Origin of the sequence: Microcoleus sp. ARI1-B5 (assembly GCF_036705795.1) — a bacterium.
Lineage (GTDB): Bacteria > Cyanobacteriota > Cyanobacteriia > Cyanobacteriales > Microcoleaceae > Microcoleus.
Genome location: NZ_JAUBVK010000016.1, coordinates 46350 through 71399, shown reverse-complemented (window position 1 = coordinate 71399; position 25050 = coordinate 46350). Strand labels below are relative to the sequence as shown.

Sequence of the window (25050 nt, the reverse complement as noted above, 5' to 3'; positions counted from 1 at the left end):
CATGAGAGAGACTAATTTTTTGCTTGAGTCTGGCGATCGCACTTGCACTCGGAAGAGCGCGAGTCTCGATATTGTTTTGTATTAGCTAGATTTCACCGGAGATCGGGCGATCGCACCCTTTTTGCTGTCAGCGACCTGAAAAAGCCAAAATGAAGCCAATTGGCTTAAACAATTAAGACAAATTGCTAATGTATGCGATCGCGAATACCGAATATGTTTATTTCATATCTCAGGTCAAAAATCCGGAATATTTAGCGTTTGTCCTTCGCTCAAAATCCGGATATCCGCTCCCAATTTCCCTTGAAAACAATCGCGTTTTTCCCGTGTTTATCGCAAAAAACGGTAGAGGTAAGGGGCAAGGGTATATTTATTTTTCCTGGGAGCGATCGGGGGCAAAGAAAGCTGGCGCTGAGCTATAATCTACGAGTTAACAACTTAGGACTAACGCCAAAAAGTGGTTTTACACGCTACTCATAGCGGCAAGTAAGGTGATGCACGCCACACCCTACATCTAGAAGTTCTGCGTCCTGGACTGGAACTGCAACAAATTCCCAAAGAATCCGGATATTCACTCTATTTTGTGGTAGAATTAATTACAGTTGTTTTTCTTTGATTCATTGTGTCAAATAAACTGCGATCGTGATAGCAAATATCAAGGATTTGTGAAATTTTTTGTATGTGCGATCGCCAGGAGAACTGCCTGCGGATTTACAGCATCATTTTTTTGACAGCACTGAGGAAAAGGGAAATACTGTATGGCGATGCTTGCGAGTAGGCATCCAATTTTCTAGGTGGATGTCTGCCACCTAAACTAGAGTTGTAACACAGTCAGTCGATTGTAGATTTTAGGTTTGAGATTTTAGATTTACTTGCAGCGCAGAGAATCTGGGAGCTTGAATAATAGTCGAAAATTTTGGGGTTCTCACGACGAGTGTCGGAAACTTGTATCCGTTTTTGGGCGGGTTCAATAAAGAAGTATTAGATGGCGCGATCGCTGTTTGCAGACGATTTGCTATAATGCAGCGCCAAGTCGTGGTCTGTATTATAGCAATGCCAAATTCAAAATCAGGGTGCTGGAATAACAAATCATAACTTGTTGGGTGCAACTAATTAAATCGAGAAAATATTTCCTAAGCAACAAGTTTTTCCAAGCATGACTACTCCCTCAAACATCAAAGTTTTAAAACCCACCAAATCTGCTCGGAGATTAGTCGCAAAAGCAGTTAGTTCCCTCCCTTTGCGAACAGTTCTGATAGTTCCCTTCGTCTTGCAAATCTTCGCAGCAGTGGGCGTTGTGGGGTATTTGTCATTTCGCAACGGACAGCAAGCGGTTAACGAAGTTGCTACCAAATTGCAGCAAGAAATTAGCGATCGCATCTCCGAACGAGTCCAAGCATACATGACATTTCCCCACCAATTAAATCAATTCAAAGCCAACGCTTTTGAACTGGGAGATCTCAACTTGCAAGATACTCCAAGAATACAGCGCCACTTCTGGAAGCAACTGCAAACTTTTGACACAGTAAGCGTTACCTATATTGCCACTCCAGGCGGAGATTTTATTGCCGCGCGGCGCACGAATGAGGGTAATTTTTTATTGCAAGAACGCAGCGAACTTACAGACGGCAGCATGAATTATTATGCTGCAAACAACCGGGGCGAACCCACTAACTTAGTTAAAGTAAAACCTAAATTTGACCCGCGAATTCGTCCCTGGTACACAGCAGCAAGCGAAGCAAAAAAGGCAACTTGGAGCAAAATTTACGCCGACTTTACCAGCAAAGGACTGGGAATTACAGCGGCGCAACCGTTATACGACGAATCGGGACAGTTGCAGGCAATTTTCGGCACGGATTTGCTGTTTTCCCGAGTTAACGAGTTCCTCCAGAAGTTAAAAATTGGCAAATCTGGGCAGACATTTATTATAGAGCGATCGGGCGAATTAATTACGACATCAACTCAAGATCCGGTATATCTAATCAAGGGTGAAGATACAGAAAGAATTCAGGCAACGGCTAGCCAAAACGCCGCCATCAGCCTCACTACTAAATACCTGCAAGAACACTTTGGCAACCTCAACAACATTCAGCAAACCCAACAGCTTAGCTTGAAGATTAAAGACGAGCTACAATTTATGCAAGTTACTCCCCTTAAAGATGATAAAGGTTTGGACTGGCTGATTGTAGTAATTATTCCCGAATCTGATTTCTTGGAACAAATTAATGCCAACAATAAAACTACTGTTTTGCTGTGTATTGCAGCCTTAGCGGCAGCTATGATTGTCGGCGTACTCACAGCCCGATGGGTAACAAAGCCAATTTTATATTTGAATGAAGCAGCAAAAAATATTACTAAAGGTCAGTGGGGTAAAACTGTAGAAATCAACCGCAATGATGAAGTAGGCGAACTTGCTAACTCATTTAAAAGTATGGCCGAACAACTGCAATTGTCTTTTGAGGAAATGCAGAGTTTAAACGCCGAATTATCCGAGAGTAAAAGCCGGCTGAACCAAATTTTAGAAGCCGTGCCGGTCGGGATATTTGTAGCAGAACCTAGCGGTCAACCCTACTACGTTAATTCTCGGGCTCAATCCTTGCTTGGGAAAGGCATAGTTGACGATATCAAATCCGCAGAAATTCGAGAGGTATATCAAATTTATCTCGCCGATAGCGGGGAAATATACCCTCAAGAAAAAGACCCGATACTTTGTGCTTTTCGAGGGGCAAGTGTCAACGCTGACGATATAGAAATTCATCAGCCTAACAGGACTATTCCGATCGAAGTTTGGGGGACGCCAATTTATGATGAAAAGGGGAATGTGAATTATGCGATCGCAGCTTTTGCAGACATTACCCAACGCAAAGAATCCGAAAAATTAGTAGCCGAATACCACCGCACTCTCGAAGTTCAAGTTAGTGAAAGGACGCAAGAACTCAGAACAGCATTAGACCACCTACAAACTACCCAACAAGAGTTAGTTCATTCAGAAAAAATGGCTGCTTTAGGACAATTAGTAGCGGGAGTTGCCCACGAACTAAATACTCCGCTGGGTGCGATCAGATCCAGTGCCGGAAATATGAGCAAATTCTTGGGACAAACCCTCTCCAACTTGCCTGCACTTTTTCAATCGTTTTCTCCCGAAGAAGCAGATAATTTCTTCATGTTACTAAATCAATCGCTGCAAAAAGATATAACTTTGACAGCCAAAGAAGAAAGGAAATTAAAGCGAACTTTAGTCGGTCAACTCGAAGACGAAAACATTGACGAAGCCGATGATATCGCCGACACCTTAGTAGACATGGGGATTTATGAAGCCGATGACTTTTTGTCTCTGCTGCAAAAACCCGATCGCGATCTGATCTTAGACATGGCTTACAAACTCACAGAAATCCAGCGAGGTACTCAAACAATTAATACCGCAACGGATCGAGCCTCAAAAGTCGTCTTTGCTCTGAAAAATTATGCCCGACATGACTCCTCAGAAGTGATGATTCAATCGGATTTAGTTGAAGGCATAGAAACCGTACTCACCCTGTATCAAAATAACCTCAAACACGGTGTAGAAGTATTTCGCAACTTTCAAAAAATAGAACCTGTACTCTGCTATCCCGATCAACTAAATCAGGTGTGGACAAATCTCATCCACAATGCCCTGCAAGCGATGGACAATAAAGGCACATTAACCCTCGATGTTTTTCAAGAAAGCAATCGTGTCAAAGTCGCAGTCACGGATAGCGGCAAGGGAATTCCTGAAGAAGTCATTGCCAAAATTTTCGAGCCTTTCTTCACAACTAAGCCACTGGGTGAAGGCACAGGTTTAGGACTCGATATTGTCAGAAAAATAATTGAAAAACATCGCGGGACAATCGAAGTTGCATCGGTTCCTGGCAAAACCACTTTTACCGTTTCCCTGCCCGTCAATCCCGGATAATCTAAGTAGCCAAGCATTGCCCGTATCGCTTCGGCAACTTGCGTTATGCGCTTTTTTACAGGCAGCGATCCCTACAAATCAGGGATACATTCAAGAGTCAACAACGAACGATCGCTCTGAGCAAAAAATATGTCTAAACCGGTAATTCTGTGCGTTGACGACGAAAAAGTAGTTTTGAAAAGCCTCAAAACTCAACTCAAATCAGCCTTTGGCAATACCTACGTTTATGAAGTAGCGGAAAATCCCGCCGATGCCTTAGAATTGATAGATGAATTTAATGACGATGATACAGCGATTATCTTGATTGTTTCTGATTGGTTGATGCCGGGAATGAAAGGAGATGAATTTCTAATTCGCGTCCATAAAAAGTTTCCGAAGATAGTGAAAGTGATGCTGACAGGTCAAGCAGATGAAAAGGCTGTTCAAAGAGCATTTGACGAAGCCGACCTTCACCGCTGTTTGCACAAACCTTGGTCGGAAGAAGAGTTAATCGAAACCATTAAAACTGCTTGATCGCTATGAGCAAACAAGTGATTATTTGCGTCGATGACGAAACCACGGTACTGAAAAGCCTCAAAGCTGAATTAAAAGATGCTTTAGGCAATACTTACCGGATTGAAATTGCCGAAGGAGGCGAGGATGCTCTAGAGTTAGTTGCGGAACTAATGAAAGATGGAGAAGAGATTCCCTTAATTATCTCCGACTACGTGATGCCTGATATGAAAGGAGATGAATTGTTAAGGCGGGTTCACGAAATTTCTCCCAAAACTCTCAAGGTGATGCTAACAGGTCAGGCGACAATTGAAGCTGTGGGAAGTGCGATTAAGCACGCCAAACTCTACCGCTATATCGGCAAACCTTGGCAAACTGAAGACTTGAAATTGACCGTGACAGAAGCCGTCCACAGCTACAGTCAGGATAAAAAACTAGCAGCACAAAATGCCGAACTGCAAAAAGTGAATGAGAGGTTAGAATTAGCCTTGGAACTGCAATCACAATTAACTAAGGCTGCGAGACGGTTTGTGCCGAATGAATTTGTCTCGCTGCTGGGCCGTGACAGCTTAGTCGATATCAAACTCGGCGACAGCGTGGAAAAGGAAATGTCTGTTTTATTTTCCGATATTCGGGATTTTACGACTCTTTCTAAGGGGATGACTCCTCAGGAAAATTTCAAGTTTATTAATTCTTATTTGAGCCGCATGGAGCCAACGATTATTGAAAATAACGGTTTTATTGATAAATACATTGGCGATGCAATTATGGCTTTGTTCGGTCACAGTGCCAGCGATGCCGTGAATGCTGGAATTCCTATGCTGCACCGTCTCGACGACTACAATAAACACCGCGTTAGCGAAGGCTTTACACCGATTAAAATTGGGATCGGTATCAATACGGGGAACCTGATGCTGGGAACTGTTGGGGGAACAACGAGGATGGACAGTACGGTGATTAGCGATGCGGTGAATTTAGCCTCCCGCGTGGAAACTATGACGAAAAGTTACGGGGTGTCGATGTTAATTACTCACAATACTTTTTTACAGTTAAATGTAAGTGAATACCCGAAATATGCGAGCCGAAATATTGGTAGGGTTCGAGTTAAAGGTAAATCAGAGTTGGTGACGATTCATGAAGTATTTGATGCCGATCCGCCGTTCGTGAAGGAGGGGAAGTTAGCGACTTTTAACATATTTTTGGAAGCTTTGTGGAACTACACTGCGAGCAAACATAAAGAAGCGGCACAACTGTTTGCTGAGTGCGCGCGTAAAAATCCGCTAGATTGCGTAGCGCAAAATTACCTAAAACGCTCTCAGGAAATGCTGTTGAGATTACCTGAAGGTAAGTCGGATTTTTTTTGATTGCTAATTGCTAATTGCTAATTGCTAATTTTCCCACTCTCCCCCTCTCCCCCTCTCCCCCTCTTCCTCCTGCTGTCCTTAAACCCAAGTTTGTAGAACTTTTCCTGCTAATTGCTGTCCCAACCAAGGCGTATTTGCCGATCGCGACTTCAGACTGTGCCCCTCAACAGTCCAACTCATGTCCGGGTCGAACAAAATCAGCTCAGCAGAGACACCCGGCGCCACCGTAGCGGGGGTTTGTCCGAGACAAACGGCGGGGCCGGAGCTCAAAACTCGCCACAGTTCTAAAGCCGAAAATTCGCCTGTTTCCACGAGTCCGTGCCACAGCAAAGGCAAAGCTAATTCCAAGCCGATCGCCCCTGGGGGACTATCAGCAAAAGCCACGGTTTTCTCTTCGTAAGTACGCGGATTGTGGTCGATCGCGATCGCATCAATCACCCCATCTTTCACAGCTTGAATTAAGGCTAACTGGTCGCTGCGATTGCCCAAAGGCGGTTCGAGGTGTAAATTCGGATCGTAGGCAAAGGAAGCAGTTAGAGCGTTTTTCCCGCCGGAATCTTGAGAGTTTCCAGAAATTGCGCCGACATTCAACAGCAAGTGCATCCAAGTGACACTCGCAGTCACCGGCAAATTCCGCGCCTTAGCATCTCGAATCAATTCCACGCTGCGGGCGGTGGAAACGCGCATGATGTGAACGGGAGTGCCCGCAGATGCCACCAACTCCAGGATTGCCGCCAAAGCCGATGTTTCCGCACTCGCGGGAATTCCCGGCAAACCCAAGCGCACGGAGACTGCACCCTCCCGCGCTGCGCCATTTCCGGCTAAAGTGCGATCGCACGGCCACAAAGCCACGGACTTATTCAAAGGCTGGATATACTCAAGCAAACGCCTCACCAGAGCCGGATTAGACAGCGGCAAACCGTCCGCAAACCCCACTACTGGAGAGGAGGCCAGCTCCCCCAACTCGGCCATCTGCTGCCCTTTAACGCCCGCTGTCAGCGCGCCCCAAAAATACAAGCGGGGTAGGGAGGGCGACAAATTGCGGATGTGTTGCTGCAACAAAGCTAAACCGGCCAAATTGTCCACGGGCGGCGAGGTATCGGGTAAAATTGCTACGCGCGTAAAACCGCCAGCCGCCGCTGCGTGCATTAAGGATTCGAGGGTTTCTCGTTCCTCAAAACCCGGTTCTCCGCTATGACTGTAGATATCGGCTAATCCTGGCCCTAAAATTAGGCCTCGGCAATCCCGGACTTCTGTGTCGGCGGGAATTTCGGTAATGTTTTCTTCGATTGCTTCGATCTGATTTTCTTTAATTAGAATATCAGCGGTGCGATCGATCTTTGAAACTGGATCGATTACTCTTATGTTTTGTAGCAGTTCGCGAGTCATATAGAAGGAAGTTCGGCAACGGATTTTGTAACGGATTTAACGGATGATGGAACCGCGAAGACGCGAAGTACGCGAAGGAAGAGGGAAGAGGGAGGTGGGAATGAAAGCAAGGGTTTCTGGAATTAAGGATGTTTGGTGGTTGCTATTAAAGTTCTGAGATTTGTCCGGTGAAGCGTTGGGGAGGCTATTGGTATTCGTGTTAACTTAAGCTTTAAACGTGCTATCAATCTACTGTTTGATAATTAGGCCTTCGATCCCCCCTAGCCCCCCTTAAGAAGGGGGGAACCGGAAGCAGTCAAAGTCCCCATCTTCTTAAGAAAGGTTAGGAGTATTCTCAAAGTCCCCCTTCTTAAGGGGGATTTAGGGGGCTCTAGACTACGCTATCAGCGAGATTTCTCAATGGTTTTAGACTTAAGTTGACACCGGAAAAATTAGAGTGCTCCGGCTGCTGTTTGGTCGAAAACGCCGCCGCTTAAATGAGTTGTGATATTCATCGCCTGCAATACTGGCAAACCATCGGGGCCGTGGGGATAATCGATTACGCTAACGGCGCCGTTTCCTTGTTTGAATTTCCAGAAATGTTCGGGTTCTAAACCGAACAGGTGGCACAGAAGGGCTTTGTTGACGGCATCGTGGGCAACGACAATTCCTGTACCCGAAACTGATTTTACAATTTCTCGCCACGCTGCGATCGCCCTTGTCCAAACTTGCTCCAAATTTTCTCCTTCGGGCATTTGCACGTTTTCAGGAGATGTTTTCCATTCTTCGAGCAAACCCGGATAGGATGCTTCTATTTCTGATTCAAATTTTCCTTCCCAAAGTCCGTGGCTAATTTCGCGCAATTCGTCGCGGAGTTCTAGTTGCAAGTCGCCGTGATGTTTGAGAATAATTTCCGCAGTTTCTTTCGGGCGCAGCATAGAACTGCTGATGGCAAAATCTAATTTTACATCTTTAAGAAATTCTGCGGCTTGCCGAGCTTGTTCGCGGCCGTTATCGTTGAGAGGTACGTCTATTTGTCCTTGAAATTTACCTGCTCTGTTCCAGTCTGTTTCGCCGTGACGTACTAGCAATAACCGCGGCCCGCTGTGTCCGTCCCTCGGTTTGGGGAATATTTCTCCGGTATGGGCTGTTAAATTCACCGATTCTAATTGAACTGCAATTTTTGGTTTTGGCTCTGTTTGCTTGTCGTTAGCAGCAGAAGAAGTTCCAAAATTAATGACGCTAATTCCGCAATTAGACTGTTGAATAGATTGGTAGTAACTCGGGGCAATTTCTGAGGCTGTAGCGATGAGGGCGCGGTTGATTCCGTTGTGACCTACTACTAGAATTGTGCCCGAACTGTGGCGCGATAATAGTTCTTCCCAAAATTTGCGGGCGCTAGCAAAAACTGCTAGTACCGGAAAGTGTTCGATTTCTCCTTCGGGGGAAGGGATTTTCATGGAAAATTTGTCTGGATGTTGTTGCCATTGCTGATATGCTTCGGGGAATTGGTCGATCGCATCTTGGCGCAGCATTCCTTCCCACAATGGCAAATCGATTTCCATCAATTTATCGGTTGGTTGGAGTTTTGGCGGATTTGTCAAGCGCGACAGGATGATTTCGGCTGTTTCTTTGGCTCGTTGCAGGGGACTTGTATAGGCGGCATCAAAGGTGATACTGCTCAGGATGTCGCCTACTTGAAGGGCGCCAGCGCGGCCTGCTTCTGTCAAAATTGATTTGTCGAGGCGGCCTTGGATGCGGCGTTCTTGATTGTATGTGCTTTTGCCGTGACGGACTAAGATAATGCGGGTCATTCGATTTTAGATTTTAGATTTTAGATTTTAGATTTACCAGAAAGAATTGGTTTAAAGCCTCTCCCTTCTAGGGAGAAATTAAAACAAGACTATTCATTACTCGAATCCTCGGACTTCCAGGTAGAGGTCGCCCTCCTTTCGTCACAGGTCAACTGTCAACTGTCAACTGTCAAGCGGATACCGAGTCTTTGGGCGCTTGTGGCGCACCTTCCCTCATTGAAAAATGTCGCTTCTAGCGTAGCCTCGATCCCCCTAAATCCCCCTTCTGAAGGGGGACTTTGAGCAGACTCTTGTCCCCCCCTTCTGAAGGGGGAGTAGGGGGCAAGCTAAGGGGGGATCGAGGCCCAGTCGTCAAACTGTAGACCAGTCCGGTGCGTACCTTACCCAGTCGAAGGGTGCGAGGCGAGTCAAAAAGATGAGCCAGTGAAATTTTACCAGTTGTCGGATACTCGCGACTGCAACCACCTATGATTAAAAATGGGAAAGACTTAGCCACGGATTCGCGCGGGACGGAAAACCAGGAATGACACTGAAGCGGATAATTTTAGGTATTTTAACGGCGATCGCGATCGCCCTGGTCGGTTTATCTTTACTTGCTAGTTGGAATGAGCCGCAAATTCAAAGCCGGCTGGAACTCTACCAGACAAATTTGCTGCTTCACGCCTCGGAGTGGCAAGGAGAAAGTAATCAGAGTGCTAATTTAACTTCGGCGCGCAACAATATTATCGGTTCCGATCCTTTAAATACGGCTTTGACGCAGTATCAAGACGCGCGAGATTCGACTCGAAAAACTCTCGAAACAACTCAAGCAAAATTCAAACAAATTCCGCCGACTCTCGTCTCAAAGTCGGAAAATCCTGCTCTCAAATCTGCACAAGAAAAGGCTGTGCAAGAGTTGACAAGCCAACAGTCAGCGCTGCTAAACGAACTTGACTTGCGATTGGGAATTTTGCAGGCTACCAGCGGCAAAACTGAGGAGGCGATCCCAACTTGGAAAAATTTAGTTGAGCGGTACAAAACTGAAATTGATTACGACCCTTTGGCGACAACTGCTCAAGTTTTAACGGGAATTTGGAGCAATCCGCCTCAACTTTTGCCGGATGCGGAGCCGCGCATTCAAAAGTCTTTGGACGGCTGGTTTCGCTATCGCGCTCTCGCTCAACTTTACAAGCTGCAAGAACGTTCTAAGGAGCTGGTGGCGCTGCAAGCTGCAGAGCAAGTAACGGCCGAGCAAGCTGTAGAAAAGTTGGCTGTTGTTGTTGGTGTTCCGGCGATCGCACTTTGTATCGGTACGGTTTTGCTGGTTGGTTTGACTGTGCAGTGGCTGTTGCAGCGGCAGCAGTTAGATAAAGCAGGTTCTGGGCCGGTGTTGGCGCGAAATTCTAGCTTGACTTGGGATGTGCCTTGGGATGGCGAGATTGTTTGGCAGGTGCTTGTGGTTGGGTTTTTCTTTGTCGGGCAAATCTTGATTCCCTATTTGTTGCTGCCTGTTTCTCTGGCTGTTCTAAAACTGAATCCTGCTACTTTTGACCCGCGCGACAAGGCTTTTTATATCTTTGCTACTTATTTGTTGCTGTCGGCTGGCGGGCTTTCGGTACTGTACTTTTCGGTCAAGTCTTTTTTGCCTTTGCCTGATGGTTGGTTTCGGATTAATTGGCGGGGGAATTGGTTTTTGTGGGGGTTTGGCGGCTATTTTGTGGCTTTGCCTTTGGTGGTTGTGGTTTCGCTGATCAATCAGCAATTTTGGCAGGGACAAGGCGGCAGCAATCCGATTTTGCCGATCGTCCTTGAAGGTAGGGATAACGTGGCTCTGGCGGTGTTTTTCGGCACTGCTGCGATCGCCGCTCCGGTTTTTGAGGAAATCGTGTTTCGGGGCTTTCTGTTGCCTTCTCTGACTCGCTATTTGCCTGTTTGGGGGGCGATCGCAGCTTCGGCTTTTTTGTTTGCGGTGGCTCACTTGAGTGTCTCTGAGATTCTGCCTTTGGCGACTTTGGGGGCGGTGTTGGGGTTTGTGTACACGCGATCGCGCAATCTCCTCGCCCCCATGCTTCTGCACAGTCTTTGGAATAGCGGAACTCTCTTGAGTCTGTTTCTTTTGGGCGGCGGCGCCAGTTAATGCGGGCTGTTGTTAATAATTGTGAATTAACCGGGTTTTTGTGACATCTACCGGCACTGCCTGCTGAGGTTGAATTGGGCGAGATCCCGGCCGCTTACTTTAACGGAAAAACTTGCTTTAACATGGAAGTAATATCTTGTCCGCTGATGAATGCAAGAGTGGCCCGGGAGCTCGCACCCAACCGAACTTGACAATCCGGCTAATTTTTATGTTAATTTTAAGTGAGGATGAGGTTTCAACCCCATGAGCAATTTCAACAGCCGCAAGTTAGAGGGAACGCCGAGTTGGATGCGTTTCGCACCCTACGCAGCCTTAGGCATTTTAATATTTTCTCTCAATTCCGGTAGCGAACTCAATTATTTCTTGAGAGGCTACTCGGTCATTCTACAGGCTCAAGCCGGTATAGTTCTGCTCTATTTTGCGATGTCTAAGTTTCGCAAAAACCAAAATAAATGAGTAAAAATTAGTAATATTGCTTGCCTCGATCGCATTCGTTGTCGATCGCGTTCGTTAAAGTAAAAAAACTGGGGAAAGGGAAAAATGGTAAAAGATAGAACCGTAGCAGTTGTGTTAGCTTTCTTTATCGGAGGTTTCGGAGGTCACAAATTTTATTTGGGGAACAATGTAGCAGGAGTATTGTATTTGATCTTTTCGTGGACATTAATTCCGTCACTGATCGCATTTTTCGATTTTCTCGGCCTGCTGCTGATGTCGGAACAAACTTTTAATGCGCAGTACAATCCCGGAATGTTGCAGTCTGGGTACGTGCTCAGAGGGGCAAAAGATGTCACTGGGGCGATCGCCGAATTGAAAGGACTTTACGATATGGGCGCCATTACCGCCGAAGAATATGAAGAAAAACGCCAAAAACTGCTGCGAGAATTGTAATTAAGAAGTTCGGCAACGGATTCTGTAACGGATGTAACGGATTTAACGGATTTAACGGATTTAAGGGGTGGAAGGAAAAGGGAATAAAGGAAGCCACTATGAAAAGGGTGGGATTTAAATAAGAGTCAAATATAAACCAATACGCTTCAGTTAAGCCCGGAGATCCCCCCTAACCCCCCTTTGTAAGGGGGGGACAAGATATTCTCTTTCGTCCCCGCAACGATTCGGGGGAGTAGGGGGTATGCTGCAAGGGATCTCCGGGGAATAAACATTTTTAAGTGAACCGTATTGAAATCTAAAGTCGAGCGAGGATGTAACTAAAGTGTCTCAAGATTTATACTGGCTGCGTCAAACTCCCAACTGGGTGTGGTATTCTTTTATTCCGTATTTCGGCGGATTGGCGATCGCCTATGCAGGCCAAAAAACAAATATTCGCAGTTGGATGGGATGGGGTGTTGGCATTACTTTAGCAGCACTAGCGCTATCTTCTTCAGCTAATTTGGGGACGCTTGTTTGGCTCGCTCAAATTGTCACTGCTTTTGCTTTGAAAAAGCGCTATCTCATCAAAACCGCACCCAGAGGCTTGCTGGTTCCTGCAACTGCGACAAATGCCCAAGAATTAGCCAAGGTGCGCGGCAAAATAGATATTAACGAGTGCACCAAAGATGATATGGTGAGAATCTTGGGTTTGCCGATCGTCTACGCTAACGATATTGAATCTTTGCAAAACGAAGGCTACATTTTTACCCACGCCGAAGAGTTATCGGAAATCGCCGGAGTTCCCGAAAGTCACGTCAGACGCATCGCCCCGATGATTTGCTTCAGCTACAATTATCAAAAAGAATCCCAGTTTACTTGGAAAAGGTTAAATATTCTTTCGCCGGAAGAGTTGATCCAAAGCGGTTTAGATCGGGTGGTTGCTGAAACAATAGTTAGAGAAAGGCAGATAAAAGGCGCATACAAATCAGTTGTTGATGTCAAGCGGCGGACGGGATTACCTTTTGATTCATACCGCCATATTTGTTAATTGGTAGTTGTTAAGCTGTTGTGGATTTAATTTTTATTTTGAGGGCGGGATCGCGCGCCCACCCCACAATAGTTTGACCCGTGCAGACCTCAGAAACCCGGTTTCTGACTAGATTTCTCGTGACGGGAGAGCAAAACTCGTAGAAACCGGGTTTCTCGCCCCTGTGCGTAAGTGCTAAAACTGTCCGAATTGTTGAATTAGGAACAGCTTATGACAACAAAATTAGAAGTTGACCGACAAAAATTGTATGATACTGATTACCTCAGATGGATTGAAACCACTGTGGAAAAGTTGCGGGCTCGCGACTACTCAAATATCGATTGGGAAAACTTGATTGCAGAAATAGAAGACATGGGGCGAAGTGAACGCAGGAGTTTAGAAAGTAATCTTGTGGTAATTATCCTGCACTTGCTGAAGTGGCAATTTCAACCGGCTCGAAGAAGCGGTAGTTGGAAAGGCAGCATTGTTGAACATCGCAGACGCATTCGCAAAACCCTAAAAGATTGCCCCAGTCTCAAACCATATCTGGAAGAAATTTTGGCTGAATGTTATGTGGATGCCGTAGAACAAGCAAGTGCTGAAACTGGGTTGTCTGTAGAAACGTTTCCGCAATCATGTATCTACTCTGCTGTCGAGGTTCTAGATTCTGACTTTTGGCCAGAGTCGTAGGGTGTGTCGCTATCCACCATCTTTAAGAAAAACCGACAATCTAATAGCGACGCACCTAGGATATTCAATGAACCTATAAGCAAGCCCAAGATTTTTATTGTGACAAGCTTTTTTATAAATGGTATTAACTAGATTCTAATACCATGAGAGCAAAAGTCGTGGTACACAATAATTGTGAGGTTTGTTTCCTCCGCCCCCTGTGTAAGGTGCGTCGCCATGAGATTTGCGATTGAATCTGAGAGATTAACAATGGCGACACACCCTACGAAGACTAGACCCATGACGCATAAACAGCTTGATTCCCGTACTGTCAACTGTCAACTGTCAATTGTCAACTGTCAACTGACTATTTATCCTCTTGACATTTACACAAAACAATGATATTAAAATATTTTGGTAAAACCCATATTTTTCTCTGGCATCAACTCCAATCCCGGGTAAGTTTTCCAGACGATGCCTTAAATATCAGTGGTATCCTATCAGAATTATTATTGAAACCGAAAACTACACAATAGTAGCAGTACCGCTCACATCAAATTATGTCTGACTCTCCTCCATCCCAAATCACCCCAGAACCCACACCTCCAAGCGCTGCTACCTCCAACCGCAGTGCCAAAACTCGGCAAATGTTGGGCATGAAAGGGGCTGCTAGCGGGGAAACTTCCATCTGGAAGATTCGCTTGCAACTGATGAAACCGATTACCTGGATTCCCCTGATGTGGGGCGTGGTGTGCGGGGCGGCTTCTTCGGGAAACTATGTTTGGAATTTAGAGAATTTTGCGATCGCCGCTGCTTGTATGTTGATGTCAGGGCCTTTGCTGGCTGGGTACACTCAAACTTTGAACGATTTTTACGATCGCGACATCGACGCTATTAACGAGCCCTACCGTCCAATTCCCTCCGGCATCATCTCGATTCCTCAAGTAGTAACGCAAATTTTGGTATTATTAGCCGCAGGCATTGCGGTGGCCTATGCTCTAGACTTGTGGGCGGGTCACGAATTCCCCACAATGACTGTTTTGACTCTCGGCGGCGCATTCTTAGCTTACATCTACTCCGCGCCTCCGCTGAAACTCAAGCAGAATGGTTGGTTGGGAAATTATGCCCTGGGTGCTAGCTACATTGCACTGCCTTGGTGGGCAGGTCAAGCTTTGTTTGGTACACTAGATCCCACCATTATGGTTTTGACTTTGTTTTACAGTTTGGCAGGGCTGGGAATTGCGATCGTTAATGATTTTAAAAGTGTCGAGGGCGATCGCCAATTAGGGTTAAAATCTTTGCCAGTGATGTTTGGCGTCGAAACCGCAGCCTGGATTTGCGTGTTGGCGATCGACATCTTTCAAGCAGCGATTGCAGTCTACCTGATCGGCATCCACCAAAACCTTTACGCTGTCATTCTCCTGCTGCTGATCGTTCCCCAAATCACTTTTCAGGATATGTACTTTTTGCGTAATCCCCTGGAAAATGATGTTAAATATCAGGCAAGTGCTCAGCCTTTCCTGGTGTTGGGTATGCTGGTAGCGGGTTTGGCACTGGGCCATGCTGGTTGAGAAGAATTTTGAGTTTTCAATTTTGAGTTAAAAAGTTTTTAACTCAAAATAAATAACTCAAGATAATGCACAGTTTACTTGAAAAAAATGTCAAGTTAAAAATTAAAAATTGAAGAAGGCTAGCTTTTTTAATTTTTAATTTTTAATCTGACTTGATGAGGTTTGAAGGTCAGAACGTGGCAGAATTTTTATCAAATATCAAGGATAAATTGAGCAAAGTCACTAAGGCAGTAGGCGGTAATTCCGATCGAGAATCGCCAAATGCTGCCAATAGCAACGGGCTAAAGGAGCCGCAATCTCCGGCTCAATTGTCTGCACGGACAACGGATGCGCGATCGGAGTATGTGATATCAGAAGATGCTGAAACTCCAGAAGAGTCAGAATTAGCATCCGAATATTTAGACTCAGAATACGATGAATATCCAATAGTCAAGCGCGATTGGGAAGGGTTGAAGCGCTTAATCGCTTGGTTGGAAATTGAACCTCAAGTTACCAGCTTGCAAGCAAAAGGAAAGGAGTTGTTGCGACCGGGATTGAGTTTGCTGGGAACTAAATTACCCGAAAAATCGGATAAGAGTGTAGTGCCGAAAAATAGCGCACCGCAAAATACCGAACTGCAAATAAATACCGAAATACAGGAAATTAGCGCGGCGCAGAACACCGAACTGCAAATAAATACCGAAATACAGGAAATTAGCGCGCCGCAGGAAGATAGCGCGCCGCAGAAAAAGACTAAAAAATGGATCTTCCGCCGTCGCCCTAGATTTTGGATAGCTTTAGGTGTTCTCAGTATAGGAAGTGGCGCTTTAATCTACGGTTTGTGGATTTTATACACCTTAGACAAAGGTTTGCCGGATGTTAACGATTTGTCGGCTTTTAACCGCGATGGAACGCTGACAATTAAGGCGGCAGACAATACGATTTTGTTGCAGTCGGGGCCGGCAACTAGAGATAAGCTGAAACTTAAGGAAATTCCCGAACTGTTGACTAAAGCTTTTATTGCGATAGAAGACCGCCGTTTTTACGAACATCGCGGGGTGGATTATCAAGGTATTGTGCGATCGATCGCTTCTAATTTGATAGCGAGAGATTTGGTGCAGGGCGGCAGTACAATTACGCAACAATTGGCTCGCGTTGTTTTTCTCAATCAAGAAAGAAGTATTAAGCGGAAGGTTCGGGAGGCTCTGTTAGCTCAGAAAATAGAGCGGGAGTTGACTAAAGAACAAGTTTTAGAACGGTATTTAAATTTAGTCTACTTGGGTTCGGATGCTTACGGGGTGGCGGATGCGGCTTGGGTTTTCTTTAGCAAACCAGTCGATAAATTAACTTTGGCAGAGATGGCAACTTTGGCAGGTTTGCCGCCGGCACCGAGCGAATATTCGCCTTTGGTTAATCCGAATATTGCTAAGCAACGCCGCAATATTGTGCTAAAACAAATGCAGGAAGCGAAGGTGATTACAGAGGCCCAGGCGAAGGAGGCCCAGGCGGAACCTCTGACTGTGAAACAAAGTTCGCCGAAGCGATTTAAAGTAGTCGCGCCTTATTTTGCTAGTTACATTCGCAAGGAATTGCCGCGCTATGTTTCTAAGGATGCTTTGGAATCGGGCGGTTTGACTGTCGAGACGACGGTGGATTTGAAGTGGCAGAAAATAGCGGAACAGGTGGTTAAAGATGCGATCGAGGTTGATGGCCGCCGTCAGGGTTTTGAACAGGCGGCTTTAGTTTCTATCGAAACCAAAACTGGGGAAGTTAAGGCGCTCGTCGGTGGCGGAAATTTTAAGGAAAGTCAGTTTAATCGGGCTACGCAGGCTTTGCGGCAGCCAGGATCGACGTTTAAAGGGTTGGTTTATGCGGCGGCTATGGGGGCGGGTTTTTCGCCCTACGACAGCTATGAAGATGCGCCAATTATTATCGACGGCTATCAACCGAATAATTACGGTAAAAAGTTTAGCGGTTGGCGATCGATCTCTGATGCTTTGAGGAGTTCGGTGAATGTGGTGGCTGTCAGGGTGTTGATGGATGTCGGGTTTGAACCGGCGATCAAATTAGCCCACGATATGGGAATTAAGTCTAAATTAAGTCCGATTTATTCCCTGGCTTTGGGCTCGTCTGAGGTGAATTTACTGGAATTAACTAATGCTTACGGTACTTTAGCGTCGGAAGGTAATTTTATTGAAGCCCACGGCATTACTAAGGTGATCGATCAGCGGGGAAATGTGATTTATAAAGCTGATTTTAAACCAAAGCGGGTTTTGGATAAGGATAGTGCTGCGATTACTACTTGGATGTTGGAGGGTGTGGTGACTGGGGGTACGGGCGGGCCCGCTTCTTTAGCCGATCGCGCTGTGGCTGGTAAAACTGGTACTTCGGAAAAAGTGCGGGATTTGTGGTTTATCGGTTACATTCCGCAGGTAGTAACTGGCGTTTGGCTGGGGAATGACGACAATTATCCGACGGGGGGAACTAGCGGTACTGCTGCTTACAATTGGCGCGATTTTATGAGTCAAGCTGTGAAGGGAATGCCGGTACAGGAGTTTCCCAAGTTACCTGAGTTGGAGGGCCGCAAAGGCAGTATTAAGGCCAAACCGGTGGAGCCGAAGGAGATTATTCGAGGGATGATTGTCAATGAGGATGGTGCGATCGTACCTTACAATCCCAATCCCGAACCCCGACATCGCGAGTGGCAAGAGCCTGCTTATCAAGAACCTGCTTATCAAGAACCTGCTTATCAAGAACCTGCTTATCAAGAACCAGCCCATCAAGATCAGAGATATTAAACTATCGGTTTGTAGTAAGGACTTTAGTCCTAATTGACTAAAATCTGCACAAATGAGGACTAAAGTCCGAACGATCGAACTCAGGCTTGTAGTGAGGACTTCAGTCCTTCTTAAATCGCTTTAGGCGCACCATAAAAAAGCCATCCATTTGATGTTTGTGCGGCCAAACTTTCACCCATCCTTCCGGTGATGGCTGGACTGGTAAATCAATGGTTGGCGGTTCGATTTGCCAGTCAGGATTGCTATCTAAGAACGATCGCACAACCTGTTCATTTTCCAAAGGATGAATCGTGCAAGTTGCATAAACTAAGACGCCGCCGGACTTGACAAATGTCGCGGCATTTGCTAGCAATTCCGATTGCAGTTGGGATTGTTGTTGAATATTTTCGGGCGTGTGTCGCCAGCGGGCGTCAGCGCGGCGGTGGAGGGTTCCGAGGCCCGAACAAGGTGCGTCTAATAATACTCTGTCTGCTAGGTTGATAAACTCTGGGAAGTGGCGGCTGTCTCCGGTATGAATTTTAATAGATTTCATCTGGAGTCGAGCGGCATTTTCAGCAAGTTTTTTGAGTCTGCTAGCTGTTTTGTCGCAGGCGTAAATAGTGCCTGTATCCTGCATTAATTCGGCGCTGTGGGTGGTTTTCCCTCCCGGTGCGGCGCAGGCATCGATGATGGTTTCCCCGGGCTGCGGATCGAGTAAATGAGTGACTAATTGAGCGCTGCTGTCTTGGATTGTCCACCAACCTTCGCTGTATCCGGGGAGGTTTTGAATTGCGCCGGTACTGCCATTTAGTCTTAATGCTTGGGGTAAATTGGGGATTCTGCTGGTTGAGATGTTCTGGGCTTGGAAGGCGGTCTCGATTTGGGCGATCGAGCTTTTTAAGGGATTGATTCTCAGGTCGATTGTGGGGGATTGGTTGAACCATTCGCAGAGTTGTTCGGTTTCGGTTTCGCCTATTTGTTCGAGCCACAATTCTACTAGCCAGTCGGGGAAGCTGTGCAAAATTCCTAGGCGTTGGATTCGATTTTCGGGTAATGTTAGGAAATTCAAACCCCCCCTAGCCCCCCCTTGGTAAGGGGGGGGATTGGATGTAGTTTCAGTCTCTGGTTGCTGAGGGGAATTAGGAACACTCTTAGCCCCCCCTTGGTAAGGGGGGGTTGGGGGGGTTAAACGAATATATTGCCGCAGCAAGCCGTTGACAAAACTGCTGAGTCCTGACAATTTGTTTTCTTTTGCTAGTTGAACGGTGGTGTTGACGGCGGCGGAGGGGGGGATGTGGTTGAGATATTGGAGTTGATATAAGCCTAAATGTAGGATGGTGCGGAGATCTGGCGGTTGTTGGGAGGATTTTTTGGTGGCTAGTTTGTCGATGATGAAGTCGATCGATCGCATTCTCCTAACGCTACCGTACACTAATTCTGTGACTAAACGCCGATCGAGGTCGTTGAGTTGAGAGTTGCGTAAAGTGCGATCGAGGGCTGCATCTGCGAATGCACCTCGGCGGTGGACTTCGCGGAGTGCGAGAAAGGCTATTTGGCGGGGATTTTGCATGGCGGGTTGGTTATATGTCAAGTTATTATAGATTGTCTGAGGATTGAAAATAGAAATTACGGCGATTGAAATCGCGTCTACACACACGAAGATATAGCTTCCCAACCAATTCCAAAATCTTGTAGGGGCGGGTTCACCAACCATCTATGAAACAGACAAAAAATATTATAAACCCGCCCCATCCCCACCCTTATTTACATGAACATTTTACCCATAAATTCATGGTACATTTGTATTGTTGGTGGGTGGGGGCGGGTTTAGGAAATTATGGATTTTTACCGTAAATTGTTGGCGAACCCGCCCCTACAAATTTGGTTTATAATATAACAACGTGTCCTAAGATGGACGATTGCCATAAGACAGAGGTTTCAACCGCCGGGTCTTTTTTGTTCAAATTTCGTCGGGATTGATGCCCATTTCTCGCAATTTGTCGGAAAGGCGATCGGCTTTTTGTTGTGCTAACTCCTTTTGTCTTGACAACTCCACATAAGACAAAAACTTCTGTCCATCAGGCCGATAAATTTCTAAATCTCCCGATGCAGTTTCAAAACGGATCTGCAAACGCGGACTCACCCAACCCTCCATTAACTCAATATAGTTGAGTTTGCCATCAGAACGCAGCCAACCAATTAATTCATTACCCTCTGGACAGTAGGCATAATATTCTTCAACTCCATAATTATCGGAGAAATGAAAGAGCTTAAACATTGCCTTTATCCGGTTTCTCCGCGAGAGGATTTCAAAGACAACTTGCGGAGCGATATTATCTTCAACCCACTGTTTATAACAATCTCTATAACCTTTCGGTCTACCAAAGACTACCATCGTATCAGGTGCTTGGCGAGTTTTGTTATCGCCTTCGACTGGATACCACAGCAAGTCACCTGCTACAAAGACATTTTCGTTGTCTTTGTATAAAGCATCTATTCCACCTTGAATGGTGACAATTAGTTCAAACTGTTTGGTGTTGTCTGACATGGGTTTGCCATCGCTGTCGGGGTAGATGATTGCTGAGGAGGTTTTAGTGGGAATTGTTGCCGTCATGGGGATGAGTCCTTTGCTAGTATCATCAATTTCTATTTTACGCTAAAGGCCGAGAAACCGGGTTTTTTCGGAAAATACTTCGTTATAACTCACAGATTAGGTGAAAAACCCGGTTTCTTTGTCGGAGTGTATAAGTCCGGCAGGGGTTTAAACCCCTGCCTCAAAGTGAAAGTCCTCGCGATGAGGACTGAGGAATTCTTTAGTCCTCATCGCGAGGACTTTTGCTATTAGCCAGGGGTTTAAACCCCTGGCGGTTTTTCGGGTGAAGTTGACACCAACGGTTCTAATAAATTGCGTTCTTCTATGGGAAGTTCTAGCAAAACTCGTCTGTCGCCCTTGGTTTCTTTATAGCGGACAGCGGCATTCAGCAGGCGCATGGAAATTTGGAATTGTTTGTAGTTGCTGGTTTGTTCTTGCCACAATTCTAACCAAGTGCGTGCGGCTTTGTCGCTGACCATTTCTGACATGAGCGCGGGAATGTTTCGCACAATTCCTGGTCCTAACACTGAGAGATATTCGTGTTTTTCGTAAACTGCAATTAGGCTGGCGCTCCGAGGTCTCCATATCGCTACATCCTTGTTGGCGAAGAGGTTGTTGATAATTAACTCAGCATCTTCTACACTAGCTTCATAGTCGGATTCCATGCCCTGGAATGCGGAGTCTAAGGCGGCGATACCTTCATCCCAACGATTCACTCCGATAATGGCAAGAGCGCGATAGAAGAAGACATATGAAGCTCGATTGCCAAGTGCTATCGATTTATCGTAAGCTATTAAAGCTTCATCATAATAGCGTTTGATATTGAAAAATACATAGCCTCGAATAGCCCATTCCAACTCATCTTTGGCATCAATTTCTATCGCCAGCTCGAAAGAGGCTAAAGCTTCTTCATAGCGTTTGAGGTTGTAGAGTACATGGCCTCGAATAGCCCAGGCCAAGTGATAATTGCCATCAAGTTCGGTCGCCATATCGTAAGATGCTAATGCTTCATCGTAGCGTTTGAGATTGTGGAGTACAGCGCCTCGTGAAAGCCAAATATGCTCAGCGTTGGCATCAAGTTCGATCGCCCGATCGAAAGATTCTAAAGCTTCATCGTAGCGTTTGAGGTTGTCGAGTACATCGCCTCGATTAGCCCAAGCCCACCGATAATTGGCACCAATTTCGATCGCCCGATCGAAAGATGCTAAGGCTTCATCATAGCGTTTGAGGTTGTCGAGTACATTGCCTCGATTAGCCCAAGCCCACTTATAATTGGCATCAAGTTCGATCGCCCTATCAAATGATTCTAATGCTTCTTCGTAGCGTTTGAGGTTGTTAAGTACATAGCCTCGTAAGGCCCAAGCCCGCTGAAAATTGGCGTCCAGTTCGATCACCCTATCCAATGATTCTAAAGCTTCATCATAGCGTTCGATATTGTACAAGCAACGTGCTTTTTCTAACCAGTCCTCTGCCTTACCGCGAATTGCCACCAGTTTATTTACTAGATTCAAAGCAGAAACATAGTCTTCCTTCTGTTGGCAATTTTCAATTTCCCGCACGTAAGCTGCTACGCGAGGGTCTTCATAATTATCAACTTCCCGTGGCCCAAGCGCACGCAGCAGATATTCTCGCTCAACTATAGCATTAGGCGGTAGTGTTTCCAAATTTAGCTGATACTTAAAATGACTTTTTTCCAATCTATTATCAACTAGCTCTTTCCCGATCGCACTAAATCCTACTCCCAAACGCTCCAAGCGCTGTTCCAACTCTTCTTGCGTGTACCACAACCGCAAAAAATCCACAATTAAACTAATCGGCTCGCCCCGATGCTTCTTCACATCCATGCAAAAACGCATCAGCACTTCTTGAAGTTCATAATACGACTCGCGCCCGATCGATTCGCTCGTCACATAACCCATTCCCGACAGTTGTTTAAGTTGGCTGGATGCTGTCTGATGCGTCATAAAACAGCGTTGGGCAATCTCTTTAACCATGACAGCCCCGCGCCGATCGCACAAAAATTCAACTATCTTTCGTTGCTGCGGCGAAAGCCACGCCATCCGCGCCTGATAGTATGGCGTCAATTCATCCAGGGTTTGCAAAAATGGTTTTACCAGTCGATCGAGCGAGTCGCGAGTCAAAAATTCCGCAAAAATCATGTAAACGCGGTGGTTGCCGCCCGCCAAGTGATGGATTGCCTCTATTCGAGAACGTCCCTTTGGCGTTTCTATGAATAACTCTAGTTCTTTGTTGCCCTCTAATTTTGCGATATTTTTCAACAAGCGGACAACTTCATCTAAATTTAGCTTTTCTAAATCGTGGCGCTTGAAAAAATTGTAGAAGGGCGCTTTTTTATTATCGATTCCTTTAAATGAATGCTGAGATGTCGCGAAAATCGTGCAGAAATGATATTTTTCTAAATAGTCTCGGAATTGCTGCTGCCCGCTCTCGCCCAATCCTTCAAACAAGTCATCCAGGTTTTCTACAAGTAAAAGCAGAGTGCGATCGCCCGCAAAATCCCTCAGCAATTCTGCTGCTGTCTGTTGAGCGGTATCTGGCGATTGACTGTAAAGCGATTCAACCCGATCGCACAATTTAGCATTATATTCCGCCGCATATTCTTTTTGGAGCGATCGCAAAATTCGCAGCAGCAAATCGAGAAACGACGTGACGCCCCACTCCTCCTCGCGCAACCAAGCAATCAGCACTTTTTCCCGCAAATCCTCCATTTTCCTGACGCGGTGATACATTAGCGAGACTAAGTGCGTCTTCCCAATACCTCGCATCCCGATCGATAGGTGATGCTGCTGCTGAGGCTTGAGGATGCTTTCGCGGATTGACTCGACTAGCTCGGAAGCCAAATCATGACGCTGCACCAACATCTCCTCTAAATCTTCGTGCTTCATCAGACTCGGCGTGAAGCGAGAGAGAAGTGTACCTTTCATACTGTCAACCCCCTGGATAGTAAGTGGTTCCCAAGAAGAGCCTGGGAAGGAGAAATTTTTGTTGATACGTTTTCCATGAAATGCTTGTTATACAAGGCTTTGATAGGTTATACGTCTAAGTGTACTATACATTTTTAATATATACGTTATTTCTATTGTATATTTCGCAAAGCAGTGTTAAACTGCCTTTAACAAGCAAACAAGCGCCCCTAGGTGGTACTAGAGACGCTTTCGATCGCTTGTTTTGACGAGGCACTGGCTGCAACCAGTAGCACTCTCATGTAGTTTTTGGTCTATTTAGACCGAGGAATTCTCATGACTAATTATAACAGCGAACAGCTCAATCTGTTCACCCAGCCGATCGCAGTTTTGGTGGAAATTGGCTGCACTGTTGAACGTGCCGCCGAATTAGTACAACGCTCAAAAAGCTCAATCTACGACCAGCTAAGGAAAAATAAACCGTATCTGCGGAAGGTTGCCACAGGTACGTGGCAAATTTCCCCTACAGGCAAAAAAGATGGCTCAATTCTTGTGAATGTTGCCTTCATTTTTTCTCCAAAAGATGAGTATTGGAGACTTACTTAAACCCAAACCTCAAGGCTGCGTTAGTCCAAGCTTAACGCAGCCTTCTGCCTCGCTTATTTGGAATCGAGGCAGAGCCGAGGGATCTACGTCCCCAGGCAGAGCCGGAGAATGAGAAAAAAGGATATAAAAATCAGCAAAAAATTCGTGAAGTTTTGTTACAATACGCAAAACTTGATATTTTAAACCATACTGAATGACCTTCTTCAACCCCTGTGAACCTCTAATCCGCTCCAAACAAGAACATCTCGACGTACAAGACCTCGCAGGCCTCTTGCGACTCCGCTGGAAAGTCGGAAATATAACTCTTTTCTCAGGATTTTATACGCGCATTGACCAAAGTTTTCTGCTTTGGGGTTTGGTGACGGCGGGGATTTTTTTCACGGCTCAGTTTGTCCCGCTTAGTTGGAGCTTTCAGGCGATTTTGTGGTCAACAGTGACTCTAATTGGTACTGCGGTAATGGCGGTTTTGACTTTGTTTTGGGTAAAAGTCGAGCGGGTTAGCTGGATTCTTTACTCTTGGGCGATTTTGATGATTTCTGGTTTGGTGCTGACGGATTGCAGTATTTTTGCCGGTTGGGGATTTTGGTTGCTGCATCTGTGCGATTTGTGGTTGGGGTTGAGCGCGATCGGCTATTTTTGTACTGGACTCGGTTTGCGATCGCGCACTTTTATCCTGATCGGGCTAACTCATTTATTTAGCATACCTCTATTAACCTTTGTTGCCCCTTGGCAATATCTAACCACAGGCATAATTATGGCCGGATGTTTGCTGTTACTCTCAGAGTTGCAGTGGGATATGCGATCGCCGATCGACAATACCTTGCTGTGCGAAGAACAGAAAGAATTCAACCGAATTCAACAGCAACGGCGGCAGTTCGGCGCGAATGCAGCCAAATAACTCAAAAATCTTAACAGTCCGCAATCTTACGATTCGGTGGAAACTCACTTAAGC

17 protein-coding genes are annotated in these 25050 nt (G+C 45.9%); 12 read left to right on the top strand and 5 right to left on the bottom strand.

Annotation, left to right across the window (positions count from 1 at the left end; all coding sequences use genetic code 11):
* Nucleotides 1–1153: 1153 nt before the first annotated feature.
* From QUB63_RS21775 to QUB63_RS21765, 3 genes are all read left to right on the top strand, one after another.
* Complete coding sequence (locus QUB63_RS21775; RefSeq protein ID WP_332947393.1) at nt 1154–3931, top strand: HAMP domain-containing sensor histidine kinase; 2778 nt, start codon at nt 1154–1156, stop codon at nt 3929–3931.
* A 129-nt stretch (nt 3932–4060) separates the two neighbouring features.
* Nucleotides 4061–4444, top strand: a complete 384-nt coding sequence (locus tag QUB63_RS21770; RefSeq protein WP_332947392.1) for a response regulator — start codon at nt 4061–4063, stop codon at nt 4442–4444.
* 5 nt (nt 4445–4449) lie between these two features.
* Nucleotides 4450–5787, top strand: a complete 1338-nt coding sequence (locus QUB63_RS21765) for an adenylate/guanylate cyclase domain-containing protein (protein ID WP_332947391.1) — start codon at nt 4450–4452, stop codon at nt 5785–5787.
* 78 nt (nt 5788–5865) lie between these two features.
* Here QUB63_RS21765 and QUB63_RS21760 read toward each other — a convergent pair whose 3' ends face one another.
* Both QUB63_RS21760 and QUB63_RS21755 read right to left on the bottom strand, forming a co-directional pair.
* Nucleotides 5866–7176, bottom strand: coding sequence for a dihydroorotase (locus tag QUB63_RS21760; protein WP_332947390.1), 1311 nt, complete (start codon nt 7174–7176; stop codon nt 5866–5868).
* A 431-nt stretch (nt 7177–7607) separates the two neighbouring features.
* Entirely contained in the window at nt 7608–8969 is a 1362-nt protein-coding gene (locus tag QUB63_RS21755; RefSeq protein ID WP_332947389.1) for a histidine phosphatase family protein, read from the bottom strand.
* A 523-nt stretch (nt 8970–9492) separates the two neighbouring features.
* On the opposite strand from QUB63_RS21755, the gene QUB63_RS21750 reads away from it, so the two are divergent.
* From QUB63_RS21750 to QUB63_RS21720, 7 genes are all read left to right on the top strand, one after another.
* Nucleotides 9493–11085 carry a CPBP family intramembrane glutamic endopeptidase gene (locus tag QUB63_RS21750; RefSeq protein ID WP_332947388.1) on the top strand — a complete coding sequence of 531 codons (1593 nt, stop codon included), beginning with the start codon at nt 9493–9495 and terminating at the stop codon, nt 11083–11085.
* A gap of 243 nt (nt 11086–11328) precedes the next feature.
* Nucleotides 11329–11541 (top strand): hypothetical protein, encoded by a 213-nt coding sequence (locus QUB63_RS21745; protein WP_332947387.1) that lies wholly within the window; start codon nt 11329–11331, stop codon nt 11539–11541.
* An 84-nt stretch (nt 11542–11625) separates the two neighbouring features.
* Nucleotides 11626–11973 (top strand): NINE protein, encoded by a 348-nt coding sequence (locus tag QUB63_RS21740; protein WP_332947386.1) that lies wholly within the window; start codon nt 11626–11628, stop codon nt 11971–11973.
* A gap of 322 nt (nt 11974–12295) precedes the next feature.
* Complete coding sequence (locus QUB63_RS21735; RefSeq protein WP_332947385.1) at nt 12296–13000, top strand: helix-hairpin-helix domain-containing protein; 705 nt, start codon at nt 12296–12298, stop codon at nt 12998–13000.
* A gap of 210 nt (nt 13001–13210) precedes the next feature.
* Nucleotides 13211–13669: a DUF29 domain-containing protein gene (locus QUB63_RS21730; protein WP_332947384.1), complete on the top strand. Its 459-nt coding sequence runs from the start codon at nt 13211–13213 to the stop codon at nt 13667–13669.
* Between the two features lie 539 nt (nt 13670–14208).
* Nucleotides 14209–15219 (top strand): chlorophyll synthase ChlG, encoded by a 1011-nt coding sequence (gene chlG / locus QUB63_RS21725; protein WP_332947383.1) that lies wholly within the window; start codon nt 14209–14211, stop codon nt 15217–15219.
* 155 nt (nt 15220–15374) lie between these two features.
* Nucleotides 15375–17996 (top strand): transglycosylase domain-containing protein, encoded by a 2622-nt coding sequence (locus tag QUB63_RS21720; protein ID WP_332947382.1) that lies wholly within the window; start codon nt 15375–15377, stop codon nt 17994–17996.
* A gap of 100 nt (nt 17997–18096) precedes the next feature.
* On the opposite strand, the gene QUB63_RS21715 is transcribed toward QUB63_RS21720, so the two are convergent.
* From QUB63_RS21715 to QUB63_RS21705, 3 genes are all read right to left on the bottom strand, one after another.
* A complete protein-coding gene (locus QUB63_RS21715) occupies nt 18097–19545 on the bottom strand; it encodes a 16S rRNA (cytosine(967)-C(5))-methyltransferase (RefSeq protein ID WP_332947490.1) in 1449 nt (482 codons plus the stop codon).
* Between the two features lie 390 nt (nt 19546–19935).
* Nucleotides 19936–20589, bottom strand: coding sequence for a Uma2 family endonuclease (locus QUB63_RS21710; RefSeq protein ID WP_332947381.1), 654 nt, complete (start codon nt 20587–20589; stop codon nt 19936–19938).
* A 239-nt stretch (nt 20590–20828) separates the two neighbouring features.
* Nucleotides 20829–23513, bottom strand: a complete 2685-nt coding sequence (locus QUB63_RS21705; RefSeq protein ID WP_332947380.1) for a tetratricopeptide repeat protein — start codon at nt 23511–23513, stop codon at nt 20829–20831.
* Between the two features lie 315 nt (nt 23514–23828).
* Between QUB63_RS21705 and QUB63_RS21700 the strand changes: the two genes are divergently transcribed.
* Both QUB63_RS21700 and QUB63_RS21695 read left to right on the top strand, forming a co-directional pair.
* A complete protein-coding gene (locus QUB63_RS21700; protein ID WP_332947379.1) occupies nt 23829–24098 on the top strand; it encodes a hypothetical protein in 270 nt (89 codons plus the stop codon).
* A gap of 193 nt (nt 24099–24291) precedes the next feature.
* The gene (locus QUB63_RS21695; RefSeq protein WP_332947378.1) at nt 24292–24996 is read left to right on the top strand and encodes a hypothetical protein; all 705 of its coding nucleotides are present in this window, start codon (nt 24292–24294) and stop codon (nt 24994–24996) included.
* Nucleotides 24997–25050 lie beyond the last annotated feature (54 nt).